This window comes from Burkholderia sp. Bp8998, from assembly GCF_003854235.1.
In the GTDB taxonomy this organism is placed as follows: Bacteria; Pseudomonadota; Gammaproteobacteria; order Burkholderiales; family Burkholderiaceae; genus Burkholderia.
The window spans coordinates 94,843-118,004 of the sequence record NZ_QTQF01000027.1 but is presented as its reverse complement, the minus strand read 5'-3'; the positions used below and the strand labels follow the sequence as shown (position 1 = coordinate 118,004).

Here is a 23,162-nt window from a genome sequence, read left to right as displayed (position 1 = left end):
GAAACGTTGAACGAAGCGTGCTTGTCATGCGGCACCAGCTTCTTTTCCCACAGGTAGCACGCTTCCTGGCGGTAGCCCCCGAAGATGGTTGCAGTGGAGCCCACGCTCACACCGGCGCCGGCGCCACGCGGGCCGCGCGCCAATGTAGCCGTCTCCAGCGCATCGACGCCCGGCGTCTCGAGCGCCAGTTCGGCGGCGATTTCTGCGAACGAGTACATGTACGCATTCGACGGCGAAACCAGCAAGCCGGCCTCCCGGTACAGGTCACCAAACTGCTCACGCACCTGGCGCATGTAGTGCTGTTCGCCGGTGGTGTCGAGGTAGTGGCAGCCAGCCTTGAGTGCCGCCTCCACCGCGACCAGCCCGAAATCGAAGAACGGCCCGACGGTGGCACACACAACTTTGGCGCCACGGAATGCATTCGCGAGTGCGTCGACGTCATGTTCCGCCTCGATGATTTCGTAGTTCGCCGACTCAAGGCGCACGACGCGCTGCGCCATCATTTCCTTCGCTCTGGCAGCGTTGCGTGCCACGGCGGTGAACGGAATGTTCTGGTCGATCAGCCAGTCCATGATCAGCATGCCGGTGTAACCGCCCGCCGTCGTCGCACGACGGATCTTCGCGACGATCGCGGGCGTCAACTGATCGGGGGTGATGTTGCCCGAGATGATCGGCTCGGCGCGGAACCCTTCATCGGTGATTTCGTTGACGAATGCGTTCGGCGTCCACAGCGATCGCACACCGATCCGGTCGACGTTCGGCAAGTACGTGACCGCCTGCGTCACTTTGTACAGCCGCGTCAATCCCTCTGGCGTCCAGATCGATCCGTTGCGAGCGCGCACGACAACTGTGATCCGGTTCGCGCCAAGCAGATCGTTCCGGTATTTCTGAAACGTCTGGATGTATTCATGGCCGATCGGCATCTGCTTCTCGAAGCCGGCGTCCATCCGCAACTGCACGGCGAACACACCCATCGCGGCGGTGAAGAGGCCGATCGCGACGAGCACGATCGCACGATGTCCGAAGAAGAATCCTTCCAGACGGCTGACTAGACGATTGAGCACAGCATGACCCCTTCAAGTCAGAAGTTTCGCGTGACGAACAATCCGACGAAATTGCGATCCGCGTACGGCTGCCCGACCGTCTGGTGCCCGCCGAAGAACGCCGTGAAGTTGATGCCCGCCTGCCAGGTGGGCGGATTCTTGTTGAACAGCACGTAGACGTTCACCGATTTCGCGCCCTGCAAGTAATTTCCCGTGAACGTCGGCGTGTAGCCGTAGAGCCCGTCGGAGAACGTGATGCCCGGCGTTACCTGCCAGGCGAGTAGGTCACTGCAGCGGCACGCCCTCACGCTCGAAGCCGCGTGGTCTCGAATCCGCATGGTGACGGGCGCGCTGCACGCCATCGACAACAGCGAACTGCAGCTCGCCAATGCTGCGTCCTACCTCGAAGCATTCGGCCACGTCGTAGTCGGCTGGCTGTGGCTCGACCAGGCGGTTGCCGTCAACGCGCTGGCGTCCGAGGTGCAAGCAAGCGACTTCCATCGCGGCAAGCTCGCCGCCTGCGATTACTTTTTCGGTTGGGAGATGCCCAAAGTTCCCGCATGGCTCGCGGTGCTGGACCCCGTCGAGACAACCCCGCTGAATACGCCCGTGGAATGGCTCTGAGCGGCGCCGCCGCACTGTTATCCGCATGGCCAGGTTCGCCCATTTCCATTCGACCAAGGACGCATCATGATCGACGCAGTCATCGTTTCCACCGCCCGCACGCCGATCGGCAAAGCTTTTCGCGGCGCATTCAACGCCACGCGTTCGCCCACGCTGCTGGGTCACGCGATCCGGCACGCGGTATTGCGTGCCGGCATCGAGCCCGACCGTATCGAGGATGCCGTGATCGGCTCCGTGCTCAACGCCGGCACCGCCGGCGGCAATCTCGCCCGGCATGGCGTGTTCGCAGCCGGGCTGCCTGATTCAGTGGGAGCGCAAACGCTCGACCGGCAATGCGCGTCCGGCCTGATGGCGATTGCCACCGCCGCCAAGCAGATCATGTGCGATGGCATGCAGGTCGTCGTCGCGGGCGGGCAGGAAAACATCTCGGCAGTGCAGGCCCGCTACTTCGAGTGGGTGAGCGCAGAGCGGGACCCCAACGTGGTGTTCGCGCAGCCGACGGCCTATATGCCGATGCTGGAAACCGCCGAATTCGTGGCGCGCAAGTACGGCATCTCGCGAGACGCACAGGACGAGTACGCGCTCGAGTCGCAACAGCGCACTGCCGAGGCCCAGGCGGAAGGCCGCTTTGCGGACGAGATCGTACCGATCACTACGCAGATGTCAGTCACCGACAAGGTCACCGGGCAGACGTCGCTCAAGGAGATCACTCTCGCACGCGACGAAGGCAATCGTCCCGGCACGACGCTCGCTTCGCTCGGCGAACTGGCGCCCGTTATGGAAGGCGGAGTCGTCACTGCCGGCAATGCCAGCCAACTGTCAGACGGCGCCAGTGCCTGCGTGTTGATGAACGGCAAAGCGGCGCAACAGCTCGGCCTCGAACCGCTAGGCATTTATCGAGGAATGACCGTCGTCGGTAACGCGCCGGAAGAAATGGGCATCGGTCCCATGTACGCGATTCCCAAGCTGCTGAAGCTGCACGGACTGACGGTGCAGGATATCGGCCTGTGGGAGCTCAACGAAGCGTTCGCTTGCCAGGTGCTGTACTGCCGCGACAAGCTCGGCATCGATCCAATGCTGTACAACGTGAACGGCGGCAGCATAGCGATTGGGCACCCGTACGGCATGACAGGGGCCCGGCTAGTCGGCCACGCGCTGATCGAAGGCAAGCGACGGGGCGCGCGTTATGTAGTCGTTTCGATGTGTGTCGGCGGCGGCATGGGGGCGGCCGGATTGTTCGAAGTGGCCTGACTCGTCTATTCGTAACACTCCTGGCTTTCGGTTTTGCCAGCCTATCCGGGCGTGCAGCGAACTAACGGATGTGTATTGAGCAATGTTCAGCTCGTTCACTCTGCGGGCAGCTGCCGCGCGCGTGGAGCCACAACCACAACAATTTCACGGTGCAGGCCCTCGCCTCTCACCGCGCTGAATGTGGCCGCTCGCAATTGAGCTTCAGCACCGCCTGAGACGAAGGTACTGCGCGGGTTCGACCGAAACGCGGCGCTCCTCCATCCAAGCGAGCGCGACAGCCTCGAATGAATTCGACGCTGCCAGCTTGGCGGCGCGCTTGTCCGCCTTCTTCACCTCTCCCGGATCGGTCCCTGCCGCGAGACGTTCGCGGGCCTCGGCGCGTCGCTTGCGCGCCGTTTTTAGCGAGACATCGGGATAGACCCCAAGAGAAATCCGCTTTTCCTTGCCGCCGAAGCGGTACTTCAATCGCCACCACTTCCCGCCAGCAGGAGAAATTTCCAGGTACAAGCCGCCACCGTCGAACAAGCGCGTAGGCTTCGCGGCAGGCTTGGCATTCTTGATAGCGGTATCGGTCAGCGGCATGGGGGCAACTCCATGACTGGGACGGGACGCACTTCTATGTTATCCCCAATGTTGCCCCAACTTGCCCCCAGCTTCAACCGGTAATGACGGGAACATCGCAGAATGAAAAAACCCGCGAAGCCTTTAGCTATCGCGGGTTTCAAGAGTTCTCGGGAACAAACCGGAACTTGTGTTGGTGCGTGAGGCCGGACTCGAACCGGCACACCCTTGCGGGCGTCAGGACCTAAACCTGGTGCGTCTACCAATTTCGCCACTCACGCGCATTTCCGTTGCCTGACCGCGCGGCGCGCAAAACGCGTTCTCCACGCGCCCGGGACGTCATGCCGGCCCGAAAACCGACACACCCGATCAGGCGAGCGCGAGATTCTACCCGATCTGCGCAGCATTGTCTCGCCCCGCCGGCGTCCGTCCGAGAGCGGTGCTAGAATGCCGCGCTCGACGTGCCGGCCACGCGCCGGCGCGCGTCCCCGAACCCGCCTCCGCCACGATCCCACCCGTGAACTTCGACGACTACTGTCAGCAAAAGGCCGCCCCCGCGGGCTCCAGCGTCTACTACGCGCTGCGCCAGGCGCCGCTCGCCGCCGAACCGCGCCTGACGGCCCTGTTCGCGCTGCGCCGCGAACTCGAGGAAACCGTCAAGGAAACCAGCGATCCGACCGTCGGACACACGAAGCTCGCGTGGTGGCACAAGGAACTCGCGGCGCTCGCCGCCGGCGAACCGTCGCACCCGGTCACGAAGGCGCTCGCGCAGCATCACCCGGCGATCGGGGCCGAAACCGACGCGCTGCGCACGCTCGTCAACGGTTACGGAATGGATCTCGAACAGGCGCGTTACCTGGATTTTGCGAACCTGCAGCGCTACATCGCGCAGGTCGGCGGCACCTTCGCGTCGCTGGTCGCGCGCGCAAGCGCCGCGAATCCGGCCGAACCGCAACCGTGGGCCGCGGATGCCGGCCACGCGCTGATGCTCGCGCAATTCGTGCAGGAACTCGGCAATGATGCGCGCCATGGCCGCATCTATCTGCCGATCGACGAACTGCAACGCTACAACGTGACCGCGGCCGACCTGCTGAATCGCCGCTACAGCCCGGCCTTCACCGAGCTGCTGCAGTTTCAGACCGCCCGCGCGCGCGAAGCGCTCGCCGCCGCCGACGCCGCGATCCCCGCTTCCGAACGCCGCGCGCAACGCACGCTGCGTGCGCAGCTCGCGCTGGCCGGCGCGCTGCTCGACGAAATCGAACGCGACGGCTACCAGGTGCTGCACCAGCGCATCGCGCTGACGCCGATCCGCAAGCTGTGGATCGCGTGGCGCGCCGCACGCCGCCGCTGATCCGTCCCGTCACGCACATACACCTCACACCTTCAGCAGCGGCAGCGTGTCGAAGCGCTGCTGCAGCACGTGCGTGGCATCGAGCCCCCACCACGGCCCGAGCACGGTCGCATAGAGCTGGCGAAAATCGACCGCGACCGGCAGGTTGCCGTTGCCGTCGAGACGCCCGAGTGCCGGCGCCGCGCCGTACAGCCCGCCGGCCACGCGGCCGCCCATCACGAAATGCGGTGCGGCGGTACCGTGATCGGTGCCGTTGCTCTGGTTCTCGCGCACGCGCCGCCCGAATTCCGCATACGTCATCACGAGCGTCTGGTTCCAGCGACCGAGCTCGGCCAGCGCGCCTCGCATCGCACTCATCCCTTCCGCGAACTGCTTGAGCAGCGCAGCCTGCTGCCCCGGCTGGTTCTGGTGCGTATCGAAACCGTTGAGCGTGAGCCGCAGCACCGCGACGCCGTCCTGCGCGCCGGGCCCCGACGCCTCGCAGGCCGCGAGCACCTGCATCGCGGTCTTCACCGAGGTACCGAACGTACCGGCCGGAAATGCCGTCCTGAACTCGCGCATCCCGCCGCGCGGGCGCAGCCGGTCGGCCGCCTTCACGATGTCGTTCTCGACGTCGATGATATGCGCGAGCGCCGGGTTCCGTTCGCGCAGCGACGACGGTTCGGCCAACCGTGCCGCGCGGATGAACTGCGCGGGATTGACGAGCGCGATCGCGCGCGCGCCGTTCGCGAGCGGTCCCATCTCCGCACTGCCGAGCACGACGCCGTCCGCCGCGAAGCCGGGCGGCACCGGCGCCTGCGCGAACGTGCGCGTGAGCCAGCCTTCGTGCAGGTACTGATCCGAGCGCGACGCGGTATCCCAGATCTCGATCGAGCGGAAATGCGACAGGTTCGGCTGCGGATAACCGACGCCCTGCACGATCGCGACCTGTCCGTCGCGCCATAGCGGCATCAACGGCGCGAGCGACGGGTGCAGCCCAGTCTGCGCATTAAGCTGCAGCACCTGGTCGCGCTTGATGCCGATGCCGCGGCGGAACTGGTAGTAGAGCGGATCGGAATACGGCACCACCGTGTTGAGGCCGTCGTTGCCGCCCTTCAGCTCGACGAGGATCAGCACGTTCGCATAGCCGGCCGCCGGCTGCCGCCCCGCCGCGGCCATCGACGCCGCCTGCGCGGGCGGCTGCCACAACGACACGCCCGCCGCGGCCGCGGCGCCCGTCAGCGTCAGAAAATCACGTCGGTTCATCGTGCATCCTTCGGTTCGCCGTGCGGTATGGCGTCCGCGGCAGCGCGCCTGTTCGTCGTCATTTCGGTCATTTCAGTTGATAGGCTGGATCCATCAGCAGCGCCTCGAGATACGCGCTGCCGGTCGAGTCCGTGTCGATCGCCGCAACCGGCGACACCGGCAGCACCGCGTGCTGCAGTTGGAGTTCGGTCGACAATCCCGCAATCGCCTGCGGCCGCGCCCGATACTGCGCAAGCCAGCGTTCGAGGTCGAATCGCAGGCCGCCGCGCGCGGCCTTGAGCGGCGCGCCGCGCACGCCGGCAACCGACGCGGCGTCCGCAACCGGCATCGCACGCGCATTCGGCGACGGCGCCGCCATCGCATGCGCAGGCGGCCGCATGCCGGCCGTCTCGGTCGCGCGGAACAACTGCTCGACGAACTGCTTGCGCGCCAGCAGCGTGGTGCTGTTGATCCACATCGCGCCGCCCGGCCAGCCCTTCACGTTCGGCGGATAGAACAGGTTCTGCCCAAGCGTGCGCACGGTGTTCGCAAGCATCTGCGGATCGCCGTACGCGACGTCGAACAGCCGCACCGACCCGACGACGAACTCGGCCGGCGACTTCACGAGCACGCCGCGATTGCGCGGATCCCAGAATGCATCGGTGGACCATAGCGCGGCGAGCGCCGCGCGGATGTCGTAGCCGCTCGCGCGAAACCGTTCGGCCAGGACATCGAGCACACCGGCGTCGGGTGTATCGGAGACGAACTCGCGCCACAGCTTGCCGGCGATGAAGCGTGCGGTATCGGGCCGCTTCAACAGGATGTCGAGAAACCCGTCGCCGTCGAACGCGCCGGTCTCGCCGAGTATCGTCTTGTCGCCCGCGTCGTGCCATTCGGGCCGCACCACGAAGCGCAGCGTATCGGGATCGACGCTCCAGCCGGTCATCGCGCGCGCGGCCTCGGTCACGTCGTGCTGCGTGTAATGCCCTTCGCCGAGCGTGAACAGCTCCATCACCTCGCGCGCGAAATTCTCGTTCGGGCGGCCCTTGCGGTTGCTCGCGCCGTCGAGATACTGGAGCATCGCCGGATCCTTCGCGATCGCATGTAGCAGCGTGCCGAAGTTGCCGAGCGCCTCGCGGCGCAACAGCGCATTTTGCACGGCCATCGTCTGCGGATACGGAACCTTGTCCTGGCCTGACGTGAAGTGACCGTGCCAGAACAGCGTCATGCGTTCGGTGAGCGGCGACGGCGTCACGATCATCTCGCTGACCCACGCCGCGCGCAACGCATCGTAGCGGCGATTGCGTTCGCGCTGCTCGTCGCGCCGCATGTCGGGCGTCAGCGCCTGTCGCTGCGCGCGGGTCGGCGGCAACTCGGCGAGCCAGTCCGGCCAGGTCGTCACGGGCTCGCGACGAATGTTGCCGAGCGTATCGGCCACGACTTGCGCGCGCGTCAACCCGACGATGCGGGCAACCTCGGCCGGTGCGGGAGAAAAGCCGGTACGGCTCAGGAAGAACAGCGCGTCGTCGGCGTCGAGTGGCGCCTGCATCGCGGGCGATGCCGGGGCGGCAGCGTTCGCTTTCATCGTCGTGGGCTCCCGGAACGCACCGGCGGTGCGGATGCCGGTTCAACGCCAGCACGCATTCGAAAGTTGACGGAAAAATTGCTACGGAATCTTTCCGACGTGCGAAGGCGCGTGCGTGTCAGCGCTTGTACAGCTCGCGAACGGCGTCCTCGATATGCTGGCGCAGCAGGTGGCGCTCCTCGGGCGTCATGTGCCCGTCGCGGCGGTGCTGTTCGAGATCGGGAGGCACGGCGGAACGGACCGCCATGTCGGCGGCGCGGTCGGACTGCGGCGCCTTGCCGCGCTGCAGCTTGCGCGACGGGGCGCCCTGCTCGGGGCGCTGCGCATACGCGAAGTTCGACGCATATGGACCGGCAAGTGCGATCGTCAGCATCAGTGCAATCCGGGCAGATCGCATGACCGTCCTCGCTTCTTTGGTCGATTTGTTCCCTTCGTCACGCGGCAACCGGTTACCTCTGGTACTTGAAAAACCCTGCGGAATTCGGGTGTACAAAGATGAAAGATGGAGTGCAGGGGAGTATCTACCGAATTTCGGCTTCGAGTAAAGGAATCTCTATAGCCTGCCTTTACTCCGCACGACACTACGGGTAAATTTTGTAACGGACTGTAACGTGCGAAATTGCGCGACCATGCGTGATTTCCCATTCGCGATAAGATGCCGCTCATGGAAACGAAAAACCCCTCCAAGATTCTCGTCGTCGACGACGACCCGCGCCTGCGCGATCTGCTGCGCCGCTATCTCGGCGAGCAGGGTTTCAACGTATACGTCGCGGAGAACGCGACCGCGATGAACAAGCTCTGGGTGCGCGAGCGCTTCGACCTGCTCGTGCTCGACCTGATGCTGCCGGGCGAAGACGGCCTGTCGATCTGCCGCCGCCTGCGCGGCAGCAACGATCGCACGCCGATCATCATGCTCACCGCGAAGGGCGAGGACGTCGACCGCATCGTCGGCCTCGAGATGGGCGCCGACGACTACCTGCCGAAGCCGTTCAACCCGCGCGAGCTCGTCGCGCGCATTCACGCGGTGCTGCGCCGCCAGGCGCCGGCCGAACTGCCGGGCGCACCGTCGGAAACCACCGAGGTGTTCGAGTTCGGCGAGTTCTCGCTGAACCTCGCGACGCGCACGCTGACGAAGTCGGGCCAGGAAATTCCGCTGACGACCGGCGAATTCTCCGTGCTGAAGGTGTTCGCCCGCCATCCGCGCCAGCCGCTGTCGCGCGAAAAGCTGATGGAACTCGCGCGCGGCCGTGAATACGAAGTGTTCGACCGCAGCCTCGACGTGCAGATCTCGCGCCTGCGCAAGCTGATCGAACCGGATCCGGGCAGCCCGCGCTTCATCCAGACCGTCTGGGGCCTCGGCTACGTGTTCATCCCGGACGGCGCCGCCTGATCTTTTTCCTTTCCGGTTTCGCCCGTCCACGGCCCGTCCCATGCGTATCGACCGGCGCCTCCTGCAGCTCGCGTTCGGCGGGCTGTTCTGGCGCACCTTCCTGCTGATCGCGCTGCTGATCTCGGTCAGCCTCGCCGCGTGGTTCCAGAGCTTTCGCGTGATCGAGCGCGAGCCGCGCGCGCAGCGCGTCGCGCTCCAGCTCGTCGCGATCGTGAAGCTCACCCGCACCGCCCTGCTCTATTCCGATCCCGATTTGCGGCGCGCGCTGCTGCAGGATCTCGAGAGCAACGAGGGCGTGCGCGTGTATCCGCGCGAAAAAACCGACAAGTTCAAGCTGCAGCCCGACGAATCGCTGAACCGCCTGATCGAACACGACATCCGCAGCCGTCTCGGCGACGATACCGTGATCGCGCAGTCGGTCAACGACATCCCGGGCGTGTGGATCAGCTTCAAGATCGACGACGACGATTACTGGGTCGCGCTCGACCGCGACCAGCTCGACAGCGTCACGGGCCTGCAGTGGGCCGGCTGGGGCCTGTTCGCGCTCGCGCTGTCGCTGTTCGGCTCCGCGTTCATCACGAGCCTCGTGAACCGGCCGTTCTCGCGGCTCGCGCTCGCCGCACGCCAGGTCGGTTCGGGCCAGGCGCCCGATCCGCTGCCCGAGCGCGGGATGGGCGTCGCGGCCGATACCAACCGCAGCTTCAACCAGATGGTGCGCGACCTCGAACAGCTCGAGGCCGATCGCGCGCTGATGCTCGCGGGCATCTCGCACGACCTGCGCACGCCGCTCGCGCGGCTGCGGCTCGAGACCGAGATGAGCCCGTCCGACCAGGCGACCAAGGATGCGATGGTCGACGACATCGAGCAGATGGACCGCATCATCGCGGCCTTCATCGACTACGCGCGTCCGACCCAGCGCAAGCCGGAGCCGGTCGACCTGTCGTCGATCGCGCAGGAAGTCGCCGCGCGCGTGTCGGGCGAGGACGGCGTCGAGATCCGCACGCGGCTCGCCCCGACCGCCGTGATCGAAGCCGACGAGACGGACATGCGCCGCGTGATCGGCAACCTCGTCGAGAACGCGCGCAAATACGGCCAGAGCCGCGACGACGGCGTGTCGCGCATCACGCTCGAGACACGCGTGACCCACGCGCGCGTCGAGCTGTCGGTGAGCGACGAGGGCCCCGGCATCCCCGAGGACCAGCTGCCGCTCGTGATGCGGCCGTTCTACCGCGTCGACACGGCGCGCACCAAGGCGGACGGAACGGGGCTCGGCATGGCGATCGTGCTGCGCCTCGTCGGCCGCTATCGCGGCGCGCTGCGCCTGCGCAACCGCAGCCCCGATGCGGGCCTCGAAGTCACGCTCGAATTCCCCGGCGCCGGCAAGGCGCGTGCGACCGCGTGACGCGTTCGCGCACGCTTCTTGCGCGTCACACTATCGGCGCGGTTGAAAAAAACTATGGAAGTCGTTAGTCAAAAACTATTGAAGCGCCTTGCTAATAGTGTTATAGTCGTGCCCATGCTGTCACATCACCGTTGCAGCACCGAGGTAGCTTGACTCAGTCTTCTTCCCAACTCACACAGGAGTATCCGCATGAAAACCGTGGGCGATAAACTCGAAGCATTCACCGTCGTAGCCGCGAAGCCGGGCTTCAACAATCACGAGGAAAACGGCCAGTCGGCATTCGAGACCGTCACCGAAGCATCGTTCCCGGGCAAGTGGAAGATCATCTACTTCTATCCGAAGGATTTCACGTTCGTGTGCCCGACGGAAATCGTCGAGTTCGCGAAGCTGACGAAGCAGTTCGAAGAGCGCGACGCCGTCCTGCTCGGCGGCAGCTCGGACAACGAATTCGTGAAGCTCGCATGGCGCCGTGAGCACAAGGACCTGAACAAGCTGAACCACTACTCGTTCGGCGACGTCAAGGGCGAGCTGATCGACCAGCTCGGCGTGCGCGACAAGGAAGCCGGCGTGGCCCTGCGCGCGACGTTCATCGTCGATCCGGACAACACGATCCAGCACGTTTCGGTGAACAACCTGAACGTCGGCCGTAGCCCGGAAGAAGTCCTGCGCATTCTGGACGGCCTGCAAACGGACGAACTGTGCCCGTGCAACCGTGCAGTCGGCGGCGCAACGCTGTAAGCGCATCGATGCACGAAGCCCGCGGCGCACCTCTGCCTGCGGGCTTTTTTAACGGCCAACCCATAGGAGATATCAATGGAATTCATCGACTCGATTAAGGCACGTATCCCCGACTACGCGAAGGACATTCGCCTGAACCTCGACGGCACGATCTCGCGCTCGTCGCTCGAAGGCAACGATGCGGTCGGCGTCGCGCTGGCGGCGGCGGTCGCGGCGAAGAGCACCGTGCTCGTGAACACGATCCGCGAAGCCGGCGTGCTGTCGCCCGAAGAGACGAACGCCGTGCTGACGGCGGCCGCGCTGATGGGGATGAACAACACCTGGTATCCGTATGTCGAGATGGCCGACGACGCCGACCTGAAGACGCAGCGCGCCGAGCTGCGGATGGGCGCGTATGCGTCGCACGGCGGCGTCGACAAGCGCAGGTTCGAGATGTACGCGCTCGCCGCGTCGATCGTCGGCAAGTGCCACTTCTGCGTGAAGTCGCACTATGCGCTGCTGAAGAACGAGCAAGGGATGACGACGACGCAGCTGCGCGACGTCGGCCGCATCGCGTCGGTAATCAACGCCGCCGCGCAGGTGATCGCCGCCGAAGCCGGATAAGCGCTCGCGCAAGCAACAGCCCGGTCGGCGGCCATGCGCACCACATCGGGCCGCAACAACGAAAATGCCACGCAAGCGCGTGGCATTTTTCATTCCGGCGGCGTGCCTGCACGCCGCTTCGGACCGGCATCAGGCGTTCACGCGCCCTGCTTCACCAGCAACGCGGCGGCCTGCGCCTCGATGCCCTCGCCGCGGCCGAGGTAGCCGAGCTTCTCGTTGGTCTTCGCCTTCACGTTCACGCGCTCGAGCGGCAGGCCGAGATCGGCCGCGATGTTCGCGCGCATCCCGTCGATGTGCGGCGCGAGCTTCGGCGCCTGCGCGATCACCGTGCTGTCGACGTTCTGGATCGTGAAGCCGGCCGCCTTCACGCGGGCGACGCACTCGCGCAGCAGCACGCGGCTGTCCGCGCCCTTGAACGCCGCGTCGGTGTCGGAGAAATGGCGGCCGATGTCGCCGAGCGCCGCCGCGCCGAACAGCGCGTCGGTGATCGCGTGCAGCAGCACGTCCGCGTCCGAGTGGCCGAGCAGGCCGCGCTCGTACGGAATCGTCACGCCGCCGATGATGAGGGGACGCCCCGGGACGAGCTGGTGCACGTCGTAGCCTTGTCCGATTCTGAAGTCCATGCGTAATCCGGTTTGAGATGAAGTGAAAGTCAGGAAGCGTTCGCGGGGCGCGCGAGGATCGCTTCTGCGAGCGCGAAATCTTCCGGGTACGTGACCTTGAAGTTGCGCAGGCTGCCCTGCACGACGCGCGGCGTATGGCCGGCCCATTCGATCGCGCTGGCCTCGTCGGTCAAGTCGTGCCCTTCGCGCTGCGCGCGCAGGATCGCGTCGCGCAGCATGCCGATGCGGAACATCTGCGGGGTCTGCGCCTGCCACAGCGCGTCGCGCGACTCGGTGCGCGCGATCGCGTCGCCGCCGGCCGGCACGCGCTTGAGCGTATCGGCCACCGGCAGCGCGACGATGCCGCCGACCGGATCGTCCTTCAGCGTCGCGACCAGCGTGCGGATCAGCTCCGGCGTGATGCCGGGGCGCGCGGCGTCGTGCACGAGCACCCAGTCCTGGTCGGTCGCGCCGAATTCGGCCAGCCCGAGCAGCCCGTTCAGCACCGACGCCTGCCGCGAGCCTCCGCCGCAGCGGCGCACCGCGAAGCGCAGGCCCGCGAAGCGGCGCGGGTCGAAGTGCGTGTCGTCGGGCGCGAGGACGACGAGCGTCTGCGCGAATTCGCTGCACGCGTCGAACGCGGCGAGCGTGTAGTGCAGGAGCGCGCGGCCGGCCAGCGTGCGGTATTGCTTCGGCACGGCCGAACCGGAACGGCTGCCCGTGCCGGCGCAGGGAATCAGGGCGAAAAGTCGGGGAGTCACGAAAGGGAAACGCCGGAAAGATGAAATCGAGAAGCGGATTTTATAATAGGTCTTTCGTCTCGACCGGCGCGCCGCGCCGCGCCCGTGCCCGCCAACCCTGCCGTCCCTATGCCAGACAACGCTTCCACCCCGTTCGCCTCGCCCGTCGCCCGCGTCAAACCGGGCCAGCGGTTCGCCTTCGACGGCGCGCACGGCTCCGCCGACGCACTCGCCATCGCCCGCTATCTCGCCGACAACCGCGACGCGGTCCCGCTCCTTGCGGTGATCTGCGCAAACGCGGTCGACGCGCAGCGGCTGTCGCAGGAACTCCGCTACTTTTCGCCCGATGCGCGCGTGCGCCTGCTGCCGGACTGGGAAACGCTGCCGTACGACACGTTCTCGCCGCACCAGGATCTCGTTTCCGAGCGCCTCGCGACGCTGCACGACCTCGGCGAGGGCCGCTGCGACATCCTGCTGGTGCCCGCGACCACCGCGCTGTACCGGATGCCACCGGCATCGTTCATGGCCGCGTATACCTTCGCGTTCGCGCAGGGCGAGCGGCTCGACGAGGCGAAGCTGAAGGCGCAGCTCACGCTGGCCGGCTACGAGCACGTGAGCCAGGTCGTGCGGCCCGGCGAATACTGCGTGCGCGGCTCGCTGATCGACCTGTACCCGATGGGCTCGCCGCTGCCGTACCGGATCGACCTGTTCGACGACCAGGTCGACTCGATCCGCGCGTTCGATCCCGATACGCAGCGCAGCCTCTACCCGGTGCGCGACGTGCGCCTGTTGCCCGGCCGCGAGTTCCCGTTCGACGAAGCCGCGCGCACGGCCTTCCGCAGCCGCTGGCGCGAAACCTTCGAAGGCGACCCGAGCCGCGCGCCGATCTACAAGGACATCGGCAACGGCGTGCCGTCGGCCGGCATCGAGTACTACCTGCCGCTGTTCTTCGACGAGACGGCCACGCTGTTCCACTACCTGCCGCAGGATGCGCACCTCGTGTTCGCCGGTGACCTCGAGGCGTCGATCCGCCGCTTCACGGCCGATACGAAGCAGCGTCACGCGTTCCTCGCGCACGATCGCGAGCGGCCGATCCTCGAGCCGCAGCGCCTGTTCCTGTCCGACGAGGATTTCTTCGCGTTAGCGAAGCCGTTCGCGCGCGTCGTGCTGCCCGCGCAGCCGGCCGGCGGCTGGGCGACGGGCCTGCCCGAGCTCACCGTTGACCGCCATGCCGACGATCCGCTCGCCGCGCTGCGCACGTTCGTCGAATCGTCGGGCAAGCGCGTGCTGCTGACGGTCGAATCGGCCGGCCGCCGCGAAACGATCCTGCAACTGCTCGCCGAACATCGCCTGCGCCCCGCGTCGAACGACCACTTCGCGGGCTGGCTCGAAAGCGACGCGCCCTTCGCGCTCGGTGTCGCGCCGCTCGCGAGCGGTTTCGCGGTGCCGGGCGAAGGCTACGCGATCGTCACCGAGACCGAGCTGTACGGTGCGCTCGGCCGCCGCGCCGGGCGCCGCCGCCAGGAGCAGGCGAGCAACGTCGACGCGATGGTGCGCGACCTGTCGGAACTGAAGGTCGGCGATCCGGTCGTCCATGCGCAGCACGGCATCGGCCGCTACATGGGCCTCGTGTCGATGGATCTCGGCGAAGGCGAAACCGAATTCCTGCATCTCGAATACGCCGGCGACAGCAAGCTCTACGTGCCGGTCGCTCAACTGCACGTGATCTCGCGCTACAGCGGCGCCGATCCCGACAGCGCTCCGCTGCACGCGCTCGGCTCGGGCCAGTGGGAGCGCGCGAAGCGCAAGGCCGCGCAGCAGATCCGCGACACGGCGGCCGAGCTGCTGAACCTGTACGCGCGCCGCGCGGCCCGCGAAGGCCATGCGTTCGCACTCGAGCCGCGCGACTACGTGAAGTTCGCGGAGAGCTTCGGCTTCGAGGAGACGCCCGACCAGGCCGCGGCGATCGCGGCCGTGATCGGCGACATGACGAGCGGCAAGCCGATGGACCGCCTCGTGTGCGGCGACGTCGGCTTCGGCAAAACGGAAGTCGCGCTGCGCGCCGCGTTCATCGCGGTGATGGGCGGCAAGCAGGTGGCGCTGCTGTCGCCGACCACACTGCTCGCCGAGCAGCACACGCAGACCTTCGCCGACCGCTTCGCGGACTGGCCGGTGCGCATCGTCGAGCTGTCGCGCTTCAAGACCGCGAAGGAAGTCAACGCGGCGATCGCGCAGATCAACGAAGGCAGCGTCGACATCGTGATCGGCACGCACAAGCTGCTGTCGTCGGACGTGCAGTTCAAGCGACTCGGCCTCGTGATCATCGACGAGGAACACCGCTTCGGCGTGCGCCAGAAGGAAGCGCTGAAGGCACTGCGCGCGGAAGTCGACGTGCTGACGCTGACCGCGACGCCGATCCCGCGCACGCTCGGGATGGCGCTCGAGGGGCTGCGCGACTTCTCCGTGATCGCGACCGCGCCGCAGAAGCGGCTCGCGATCAAGACCTTCGTGCGCCGCGAGGAGGAAAGCGTGATCCGCGAGGCGATGCTGCGCGAGCTGAAGCGCGGCGGCCAGGTGTACTTCCTGCACAACGAGGTCGAGACGATCGAGAACCGCAAGGCGATGCTCGAGGAGCTCGTGCCCGAGGCGCGCATCGCGATCGCGCACGGCCAGATGCACGAGCGCGAACTCGAGCGCGTGATGCGCGATTTCGTCGCGCAGCGCGCGAACGTGCTGCTGTGCACGACCATCATCGAGACGGGCATCGACGTACCGAGCGCGAACACGATCATCATGCATCGCTCGGACAAGTTCGGCCTTGCGCAACTTCACCAGCTGCGCGGCCGCGTCGGCCGTTCGCACCACCAGGCCTATGCGTACCTGCTGGTCCACGACCCGCAGTCGCTGACCAAGCAGGCGCAGCGCCGGCTCGAGGCGATCCAGCAGATGGAGGAACTCGGTTCGGGTTTCTATCTCGCGATGCACGACCTCGAGATCCGCGGCACCGGCGAAGTGCTCGGCGACAAGCAGTCGGGCGAGATCCACGAGATCGGTTTCCAGCTGTACACCGACATGCTGAACGACGCCGTGAAGGCGCTGAAGAACGGCAAGGAGCCCGATCTCACCGCCCCGCTCGCCGCGACGACGGAAATCAACCTGCATGCGCCCGCGATCCTGCCGGCCGACTACTGCGCGGACGTGCAGGAGCGGCTGTCGCTGTACAAGCGTCTCGCGAACTGCGAGCACGGCGATTCGATCGACGGCATCCAGGAGGAGCTGATCGACCGCTTCGGCAAGCTGCCGCCGCAGGCGCACGCGCTCGTCGAGACGCACCGGCTGCGGCTGGCGGCGAAGCCGCTCGGCATCGTCAAGATCGACGCGAGCGAGGCCGCGATCGGGCTGCAGTTCGAGCCGAACCCGCCGATCGATCCGATGCGGATCATCGAGATGGTGCAGAAGCACCGGCACATCAAGCTCGCGGGACAGGACAGGCTGCGCATCGAGACGCGCTCGCCCGATCTCGCGATCCGCGTGTCGACGATCAAGGAAACGCTGCGCGCGCTCGCGCCGCGCGCCGACGCGACGAACGCGGCACGCTGACGACACGCTGACGACACGGCCGCGATGCTGCACCGCATCGCGGCCGGCGAAGGCGGGCCGGCGCGTTTTTGAGTATGATTTTCCCATTCCTCAGACGGAGTTTTGCCATGTCCACTCTCGACGCGCCGGCGCCGTCCGCCGCCGACCAAGGCGACGCTTCGCTCGTCAGCCTGCCCTGGATCAAGCAGCTGGTGTCGATGGACACGACGAGCCGCGTGCCGAACCTCGGCCTGATCGAAACGGTGCGCGACGCACTCGCCGCGAAAGGCATCGCGTCGACGCTCACGCACGATCCGCGCGAAGGCTGGGCCAACCTGTTCGCGACCGTGCCCGCGCACGACGGCTCGACCGACGGCGGCATCGTGCTGTCGGGGCACACCGATGTCGTGCCGGTCGATGGCCAGCAATGGGACAGCGACCCGTTCGCGCCGGAGCTGCGCGACGGCCGCCTGTACGGCCGCGGCACATGCGACATGAAGGGTTTCATCGGCGTGGCGCTCGCGCTGTTGCCCGAGATGCAGGCGACGAAGCTCGCGAAGCCGATCCATTTCGCGCTGTCCTATGACGAGGAAATCGGCTGCGCGGGCGCACCGCTGCTGATCGCCGATCTCGTCAAGCGCGGCGTGAAGCCGTCCGGATGCATCGTCGGCGAGCCGACCAGCATGCGGCCGATCATCGCGCACAAGGGCATCAACGCCTACCGCTGCTGCGTGCGCGGCCACGCGGCGCACTCGTCGCTGACGCCGAAGGGCCTGAACGCGATCGAATACGCGGCGCGCCTCATCTGCCACATCCGCGACATCGCCGACCGCTTCCGCGCCGAAGGCCCGTTCGACGAGTTGTATGACGTACCGTTCACGACCGCGCAGACGAGCACGATCCAGGGTGGCAACGCGATCAACACGGTGCCGGCCGAATGCCGGTTCGACTTCGAGTTCCGCAACCTGCCGACGCTCGATCCCGAGCAGATCTTCACGCGCATCGAGGCGTATGCACTGGAAACGCTGCTGCCGCAGATGCGCCGCGAGCATCCGAACGCGGCGATCGAGTTCTCGAAGATCGCCGCGGCGCCCGGGCTCGACGCGACCGAACAGGCCGCGATCACGCAGCTCGTGCGCGCGCTGACGGCCGACCAGGACAAGCGCAAGGTCGCATACGGCACCGAAGCCGGCCTGTTCGAACGCGCGGGCATCCCGAGCATCGTCTGCGGGCCCGGCAACATCGAACAGGCTCACAAGCCGAACGAGTATGTCGAGCTTGCGCAGCTCGCCGCCTGCGAGCAGTTCCTGCGCAAGTTCATCCGCAGCATGTCGGTCGACGCACACTGACTGCCCCCCGCCACGCCGGCCTGCGTGAGCGGGCCGGCCCACCCCGCCACCCGCCACGTCATGTCGACTCAACAACGGGGCACTGCCCATACGACGATCGACGGCGAGCCGATTCCGACGCTCGACGAAATCGCCGCGCAGCATTTCGCGTTGTCACCGTGGGTCGCGCGCACGCCCGTGTTCGAGCGCGCCGACCTGCCGTCCCTCGAGGGCGCGCACGTCAACTTCAAGTTCGAACTGCTGCAGGCGAGCGGCAGCTTCAAGGCGCGCGGGGCGTTCACGCACCTGCTGGCCCTCGACGAAGCGCGCAAGAACGCCGGCGTCACGTGTGTGTCGGCCGGCAATCATGCGGCGGCCGTCGCCTATGCGGCGATGCGGCTCGGCAGCAGCGCGAAGGTCGTGATGTTCCATACCGCGAGCCCGACGCGCATCGCGCAGTGCAAGCAGTACCGCGCGGAAGTCGTGCTCGCCGGCAGCGCGTCGCAGGCGTTCGACCTCGTGCGGCGGATCGAGGCCGAGGAAGGCCGCTTCTTCATCCATCCGTTCAACGGCTATCACACGATTCTCGGCACCGCGACGCTCGGCTACGAATGGGCGACGCAGACGCCCGATCTCGACGCGGTGATCGTGCCGATCGGCGGCGGCGGGCTCGCGGCCGGCATGGCGACCGCGCTGCGGCTCGCGAATCCGCGCGTGCACGTGTACGGCGTCGAGCCGGAAGGCGCCGATGCGATGAGCCGCAGCTTCGCGGCGAATCACACGATCAAGATGAGCGCGATGCAGACCATCGCCGACTCGCTGATGGCGCCGCACACCGAGGAATACAGCTATCAGCTGTGCCGGCGCCACATCGACCGCATCGTCACGGTGTCCGACGACGCGCTGCGCGCGGCGATGCTGTTCCTGTTCTCGCACCTGAAGCTGTCGGTCGAACCGGCGTGCGCGGCGCCGCTCGCGGCGCTGCTCGGCCCGCTGCGCGAAACGCTGCAGGGCAAGCGGGTCGGCGTGCTGCTGTCGGGCACGAACACCGACCCCGCGACGCTCGGCATGCATCTCGCCCACGCGAAACTGCAGCACTGAACCCGCGCAGGGCACTCAGGGTTATCCCCAGTTTATGTTGACAGCCCTGTTGATAACCCGCCGGACAAGCACGCAAGTGGTTGAGCGCGCAGCGTTTTATGCGCACGAAGCGTGCCGGACGCGAAATAGGCAGATGCCGCCGACACGCACGCACGGCTCGCCGCGATCCGGCAGTCGTACCGCGAGCGCTTCCGGCAGGAGTCGGTCGGCATCACGCTCGTGCCGGCGTGTGCGTCGTTCTGATTCGTCCTCCTGCGGCTGACGCGCGACGACGCGCAAAAAAACGGGCGCCCGAAGACGCCCGTCGCATGCGAAACATCCGCGAATCGCTTACTTGTTTTCGAACATGTCCATGATCTGCTGCTTCTCCTGCTGCGTGACGGGCGGCGGTGCGAGCCCCTCCGACCCGGCCGAGCCGAGCGCGTCGTTCGCGCTGATCGCGTTCGCGGCCGGGTTGATGTCCACGCTCGCGACGAAGCCGTTGCCCGGCGTGCGATCGGCATAGTACAGCTCGCCGTCGATCGAGGTCAGGCCGTCCGGCATCGGCATCTGCTGCTCGGGCACGCCGTTCAGCGCGGTGCGCATGTAGTTCACCCAGATCGGCAGCGCGAGCTGCGCGCCGAATTCGCGGCTGCCGAGGCTCTTCGGCTGGTCGAAGCCCATCCACGCGACCGCGACGAGCGACTGCTGGTAGCCGGCGAACCAGCCGTCCTTCGCATCGTTCGTCGTACCGGTCTTGCCCTGCAGGTCGCTGCGGCCGAGCGCGTTGGTGCCCGCGCCCGTGCCGGCCGTCGCGACCGTGTGCAGCAGGCTGTTCATCACGTAGGCATTGCGGCCTTCGATCGTGCGCGGCGCGGTGCCGCCAGCGATCACCGGCTGCGACTTCTGCAGCGGCTGGCCGTGCGCGTCGTCGACTTCGGCGATCAGGTACGGGTCGACCTTGTAGCCGCCGTTCGCGAACACCGCATAGCCGGTCGCGAGCTGCAGCGGCGTCACGAGGCCAGCGCCGAGCGCCATCGGCAGGTACGGCGGCGTCTTCGCCGGATCGAAGCCGAAGCGCTGCGTCACGTACTGCTGCGCGTACTGCGTGCCGATCGACGCGAGGATCCGGATCGACACGAGGTTCTTCGAACGCTGCAGGCCGGTACGCATCGACATCGGGCCGTCAGGCTGGTCGTCGTCCTTCGGCTCCCACGCGGTCCCGCCCGGCACGCTCGGCGGGAAGTACAACGGCGCATCGTTGATGATCGACGCCGGCCCGAGCCCCTTGTCGAGCGACGCCGAATAGATGAACGGCTTGAACGACGAGCCCGGCTGGCGCCACGCCTGCGTCACGTGGTTGAACTTGCTCTTGTTGAAGTCGAAGCCGCCGACGAGCGAGCGGATCGCGCCGTCCTGCGGCGCGATCGCGACGAGCGCGCCTTCGACCTGCGGCAGCTGCACGACCTGCCAACCCGCCTTGCCGTCCCTCAGCACTCGCACGATCGAGCCGGGCTTGATGCGCAGCGTCGCATTTGCGCGCGGGCTCAGCGCGGCCGCCACGAAGCGCAGCCCGGCCGGGCCGATCGTCGTCGTCGCGCCGCCGACGAATTGCACCTCGACCGCATTCGGCGACGCCGCCAGCACCACCGCCGACTGCAGGTCGCCGTTGTCCGGGTGATCGGCGAGCGCGTCGTCGATCGCCTCGTCGCGATCGTCGCCGGCCGCCGGCAGGTTGATCGAACCTTCCGGCCCGCGATAGCCGTGGCGGCGCTCGTAATCGAGAATGCCGCGGCGCACGGCCTGGTACGCCGCTTCCTGGTCGGTCGAGTTGATCGTCGTCGTGACGGTCAGCCCGCGCGTATAGGTTTCGTCCTTGTACTGCTGGTACATCATCTGCCGCACCATTTCGGCGACGTATTCGCCGTGCACCGCGTACTGGTTGCCCGGCGTGCGCACGTGGATCTCTTCCTTCACCGCCTGGTCGTACTGCGGCTGCGTGATGTAGCCGATCTCGAGCATGCGCTTCAGGATGTACTCCTGACGCACCTTCGCGCGCTTCGGATTGACGACCGGGTTGTACGCGGACGGCGCCTTCGGCAGCCCCGCGAGCATCGCCGCTTCCGCGAGCGTGATGTCCTTCAGGTCCTTGCCGAAATACACGCGCGCGGCCGCGGCAAAACCGTACGAGCGCTGGCCCAGGTAGATCTGGTTCATGTACAGCTCGAGGATCTGGTCCTTCGTCAGCGCCTTCTCGATCTTGTACGCGAGCAGCATCTCGTAGATCTTGCGCGTGTAGGTCTTCTCGCTCGACAGGAAGAAGTTGCGCGCGACCTGCATCGTGATCGTGCTCGCGCCCTGGCGCGCGCCGCCGTGCATCAGGTCGGCCACGCCCGCGCGCAGGATGCCGAGGAAGTCGACGCCGCCGTGTTCGTAGAAGCGGTAGTCCTCGATCGCGAGCACCGCCTTCTTCATCACGTCGGGAATCTCCTGGAAGCGCACGAGGCTGCGGCGCTCCTCGCCGAACTCGCCGATCAGCACGTGATCGGCGGTGAACACGCGCAGCGGCACCTTCGGCTGGTAATTGGTCAGCGCATCGAGCGACGGCAGTTGCGGCGCCATCACGACGAGTGCGTAGCCGACGATCAGCGCACCGACGATTGCAAGCGTCGCGAACAGGCCAATGAACCACAGCGCGACGCGCGAGCCGAACGAGCGGCGACCGCCGCCCCCGCTGCGCTGCGCGCGACGGTCGTCGCCGCGGTCGTCGTCATCGGGGTAATAGGCCCCCGACGGCGAACGGCGCAACGTGTAGTGAGGTTCGTTCCGGTCGGAAGGAGAAGACGGTCGTTTGATAATTGGCATGTCGGAATGGCGGGCGGCGTGGCGCCCTCGGACGCATGCGGAAATGCAAGCGGATGAATCAGAGTGGGTGCATCGTGGCAACTGTCACGTCGACAGACCCCGCCGCGCGGCGATCCGTTCCCGCGACGTGACAGCGCATTTTAATGAAATCGACCGATTGACTTCGCGATTTTTTGTAAAAATTCCCGCACGGCCGCGAATTGCGGAACGTATTGGCGGCATGCTCCGCCTATGATGGACACGCAGCCCCGCGCATGCCGCAGCGTTTCTTTCAAACACGAAAGGTCCGAATGCTGCACACGCGCGCCGCTTGAACTCCGGCGCTTAAGCCGTATTTAAGGGGCCGGCGGTGTAATATCCGCCAGCTCACGCGGGTCGGAACCGATTCGCGACGGGCACTGCCGCGCTCACGCGGCACCTTTCAATCACGGAGGATTTCATGTCGCTTTTCGACTCTGTTTCGCGCACGATCAAAGGCCTGCTGAACGATGCGGCCGACTCGGTACAGGATCCGTCGCGCGACGCACGGCAGATCGTGCGGGAGCTCGACGACAGCATCGGCCGTGCCGAGAATTCGCTGATCGAGATCGAGGCACAAGTCGCGACCCAGCGCAGCAAGCGCGATGCGGCCGACGACAAGGTGAAGAAGTACGAGGACGGCGCGAAGCGCGCGCTGCAGGCAGGCGACGAAGCGCTCGCACGCGAGGCGCTCGCCGCGCAGTCGAACGCGGAAGCCGAGCGCGATGCGCTCGCGGCCGAGCTGACGACGCTCGAGCCGTCGGTCGACAAGCTGAAGGGGCAGATCGCCGACATGCGTCAGCGCCGCAACGACCTGAACGCACGCTCGAACATCCTGCAGGCCAAGCAGGAAATCGCGCAGGCGAAGGACGTCGCAGCGAGCGCGCTGGGCGGCATCGGCGGCAAGAACCTGTCGGAGGACTTCCAGAAGCTCGAGGACAAGGTCGCGCTGCAGAATGCACGCTCGGACGCCCGCCTGAATTCGGCCGACACGTCGAGCGGCAAGGCGCTCGACGACAAGCTCGCCGCGCTGAACAAGGGCCCGTCGGTCGAGGACCGCCTCGCCGCGCTGAAGAAGCAGCTCGACACACCCGCGCAGTAACGGCAACCGCGCCGCGGCCCGCCGGGCCCGCGGCGCGCACCGATCGTCAGGAGACGGGCGCTTGCGCCCGGTTCGA

At 66.6% G+C, this 23,162-nt stretch carries 18 protein-coding genes, 1 tRNA gene and 4 pseudogenes; 13 read left to right on the top strand and 10 right to left on the bottom strand.

Annotated features, from left to right (window positions below; translation table 11 throughout):
• Positions 1–974, bottom strand: a pseudogene (locus tag DIE06_RS39110) (hypothetical protein); the annotation flags it as partial.
• On the opposite strand from DIE06_RS39110, the gene DIE06_RS39105 reads away from it, so the two are divergent.
• The gene (locus DIE06_RS39105; protein ID WP_260433764.1) at positions 909–1,052 is read left to right on the top strand and encodes a hypothetical protein; all 144 of its coding nucleotides are present in this window, start codon (positions 909–911) and stop codon (positions 1,050–1,052) included. The pseudogene DIE06_RS39110 and the gene DIE06_RS39105 sit on opposite strands and share 66 nt — an antisense overlap.
• 29 nt (positions 1,053–1,081) lie before the next feature.
• Here the strand turns inward: DIE06_RS39105 and DIE06_RS25110 are convergent.
• A pseudogene (locus tag DIE06_RS25110) lies at positions 1,082–1,318 on the bottom strand (DUF1302 family protein); the annotation flags it as partial.
• Here DIE06_RS25110 and DIE06_RS25105 point away from each other — a divergent pair.
• Together DIE06_RS25105 and DIE06_RS25100 are read left to right on the top strand one after the other, a co-directional pair.
• Positions 1,299–1,667 (top strand): acyl-CoA dehydrogenase C-terminal domain-containing protein, encoded by a 369-nt coding sequence (locus DIE06_RS25105; protein ID WP_124663685.1) that lies wholly within the window; start codon positions 1,299–1,301, stop codon positions 1,665–1,667. The pseudogene DIE06_RS25110 and the gene DIE06_RS25105 overlap by 20 nt on opposite strands.
• 66 nt (positions 1,668–1,733) lie before the next feature.
• On the top strand, positions 1,734–2,918 hold the full coding sequence (locus tag DIE06_RS25100; RefSeq protein WP_124663684.1) for an acetyl-CoA C-acyltransferase: 1,185 nt from the start codon (positions 1,734–1,736) through the stop codon (positions 2,916–2,918).
• Positions 2,919–3,140: 222 nt separating this feature from the next.
• On the opposite strand, the pseudogene DIE06_RS25095 reads toward DIE06_RS25100, so the two are convergent.
• Together DIE06_RS25095 and DIE06_RS25090 are read right to left on the bottom strand one after the other, a co-directional pair.
• A pseudogene (locus DIE06_RS25095) lies at positions 3,141–3,500 on the bottom strand (tyrosine-type recombinase/integrase); the annotation flags it as partial.
• Between the two features lie 173 nt (positions 3,501–3,673).
• Positions 3,674–3,760: transfer RNA gene (locus tag DIE06_RS25090), tRNA-Leu, on the bottom strand.
• A gap of 236 nt (positions 3,761–3,996) precedes the next feature.
• On the opposite strand from DIE06_RS25090, the gene hpnD reads away from it, so the two are divergent.
• A complete protein-coding gene (hpnD, locus tag DIE06_RS25085; RefSeq protein ID WP_124663682.1) occupies positions 3,997–4,830 on the top strand; it encodes a presqualene diphosphate synthase HpnD in 834 nt (277 codons plus the stop codon).
• A gap of 24 nt (positions 4,831–4,854) precedes the next feature.
• Here hpnD and DIE06_RS25080 read toward each other — a convergent pair whose 3' ends face one another.
• The 3 genes from DIE06_RS25080 to DIE06_RS25070 all read right to left on the bottom strand — a co-directional run bounded on the left by DIE06_RS25080 (position 4,855) and on the right by DIE06_RS25070 (position 8,036).
• A complete protein-coding gene (locus DIE06_RS25080) occupies positions 4,855–6,075 on the bottom strand; it encodes a DUF1501 domain-containing protein (protein ID WP_124663681.1) in 1,221 nt (406 codons plus the stop codon).
• A gap of 67 nt (positions 6,076–6,142) precedes the next feature.
• Positions 6,143–7,639, bottom strand: a complete 1,497-nt coding sequence (locus DIE06_RS25075; protein ID WP_124663680.1) for a DUF1800 family protein — start codon at positions 7,637–7,639, stop codon at positions 6,143–6,145.
• 118 nt (positions 7,640–7,757) lie between these two features.
• The gene (locus DIE06_RS25070; RefSeq protein ID WP_124663679.1) at positions 7,758–8,036 is read right to left on the bottom strand and encodes a hypothetical protein; all 279 of its coding nucleotides are present in this window, start codon (positions 8,034–8,036) and stop codon (positions 7,758–7,760) included.
• 258 nt (positions 8,037–8,294) lie between these two features.
• Here DIE06_RS25070 and ompR point away from each other — a divergent pair, with 258 nt between their 5' ends.
• From ompR to DIE06_RS25045, 4 genes are all read left to right on the top strand, one after another.
• Positions 8,295–9,029 carry a two-component system response regulator OmpR gene (gene ompR / locus DIE06_RS25060; protein WP_004192636.1) on the top strand — a complete coding sequence of 245 codons (735 nt, stop codon included), beginning with the start codon at positions 8,295–8,297 and terminating at the stop codon, positions 9,027–9,029.
• A gap of 40 nt (positions 9,030–9,069) precedes the next feature.
• Positions 9,070–10,431: an ATP-binding protein gene (locus DIE06_RS25055; protein WP_124612264.1), complete on the top strand. Its 1,362-nt coding sequence runs from the start codon at positions 9,070–9,072 to the stop codon at positions 10,429–10,431.
• Positions 10,432–10,620: 189 nt separating this feature from the next.
• Positions 10,621–11,169 (top strand): peroxiredoxin, encoded by a 549-nt coding sequence (locus tag DIE06_RS25050; protein ID WP_031399305.1) that lies wholly within the window; start codon positions 10,621–10,623, stop codon positions 11,167–11,169.
• A gap of 75 nt (positions 11,170–11,244) precedes the next feature.
• Positions 11,245–11,772: a carboxymuconolactone decarboxylase family protein gene (locus DIE06_RS25045; protein ID WP_124663678.1), complete on the top strand. Its 528-nt coding sequence runs from the start codon at positions 11,245–11,247 to the stop codon at positions 11,770–11,772.
• Between the two features lie 137 nt (positions 11,773–11,909).
• Here DIE06_RS25045 and ispF read toward each other — a convergent pair whose 3' ends face one another.
• Positions 11,910–12,395: a 2-C-methyl-D-erythritol 2,4-cyclodiphosphate synthase gene (gene ispF / locus DIE06_RS25040; RefSeq protein WP_057925367.1), complete on the bottom strand. Its 486-nt coding sequence runs from the start codon at positions 12,393–12,395 to the stop codon at positions 11,910–11,912.
• A gap of 29 nt (positions 12,396–12,424) precedes the next feature.
• Positions 12,425–13,135, bottom strand: coding sequence for a 2-C-methyl-D-erythritol 4-phosphate cytidylyltransferase (gene ispD, locus DIE06_RS25035; RefSeq protein ID WP_124663677.1), 711 nt, complete (start codon positions 13,133–13,135; stop codon positions 12,425–12,427).
• Positions 13,136–13,243: 108 nt separating this feature from the next.
• Here ispD and mfd point away from each other — a divergent pair, with 108 nt between their 5' ends.
• From mfd to DIE06_RS25015, 4 genes and pseudogenes are all read left to right on the top strand, one after another.
• Positions 13,244–16,714: a transcription-repair coupling factor gene (gene mfd / locus DIE06_RS25030; protein WP_124663676.1), complete on the top strand. Its 3,471-nt coding sequence runs from the start codon at positions 13,244–13,246 to the stop codon at positions 16,712–16,714.
• Between the two features lie 107 nt (positions 16,715–16,821).
• Entirely contained in the window at positions 16,822–18,042 is a 1,221-nt protein-coding gene (gene argE, locus DIE06_RS25025) for an acetylornithine deacetylase (RefSeq protein ID WP_124663675.1), read from the top strand.
• Between the two features lie 60 nt (positions 18,043–18,102).
• Positions 18,103–19,122, top strand: a complete 1,020-nt coding sequence (locus DIE06_RS25020; RefSeq protein WP_124663674.1) for a threonine/serine dehydratase — start codon at positions 18,103–18,105, stop codon at positions 19,120–19,122.
• A gap of 132 nt (positions 19,123–19,254) precedes the next feature.
• Positions 19,255–19,365 (top strand): annotated as a pseudogene (locus DIE06_RS25015) (DUF3574 domain-containing protein); the annotation flags it as partial.
• A gap of 87 nt (positions 19,366–19,452) precedes the next feature.
• Here the strand turns inward: DIE06_RS25015 and DIE06_RS25010 are convergent.
• The gene (locus tag DIE06_RS25010) at positions 19,453–21,966 is read right to left on the bottom strand and encodes a penicillin-binding protein 1A (protein ID WP_124663673.1); all 2,514 of its coding nucleotides are present in this window, start codon (positions 21,964–21,966) and stop codon (positions 19,453–19,455) included.
• A gap of 439 nt (positions 21,967–22,405) precedes the next feature.
• On the opposite strand from DIE06_RS25010, the gene DIE06_RS25005 reads away from it, so the two are divergent.
• Entirely contained in the window at positions 22,406–23,086 is a 681-nt protein-coding gene (locus tag DIE06_RS25005; RefSeq protein WP_044843730.1) for a PspA/IM30 family protein, read from the top strand.
• Positions 23,087–23,162: the final 76 nt, after the last annotated feature.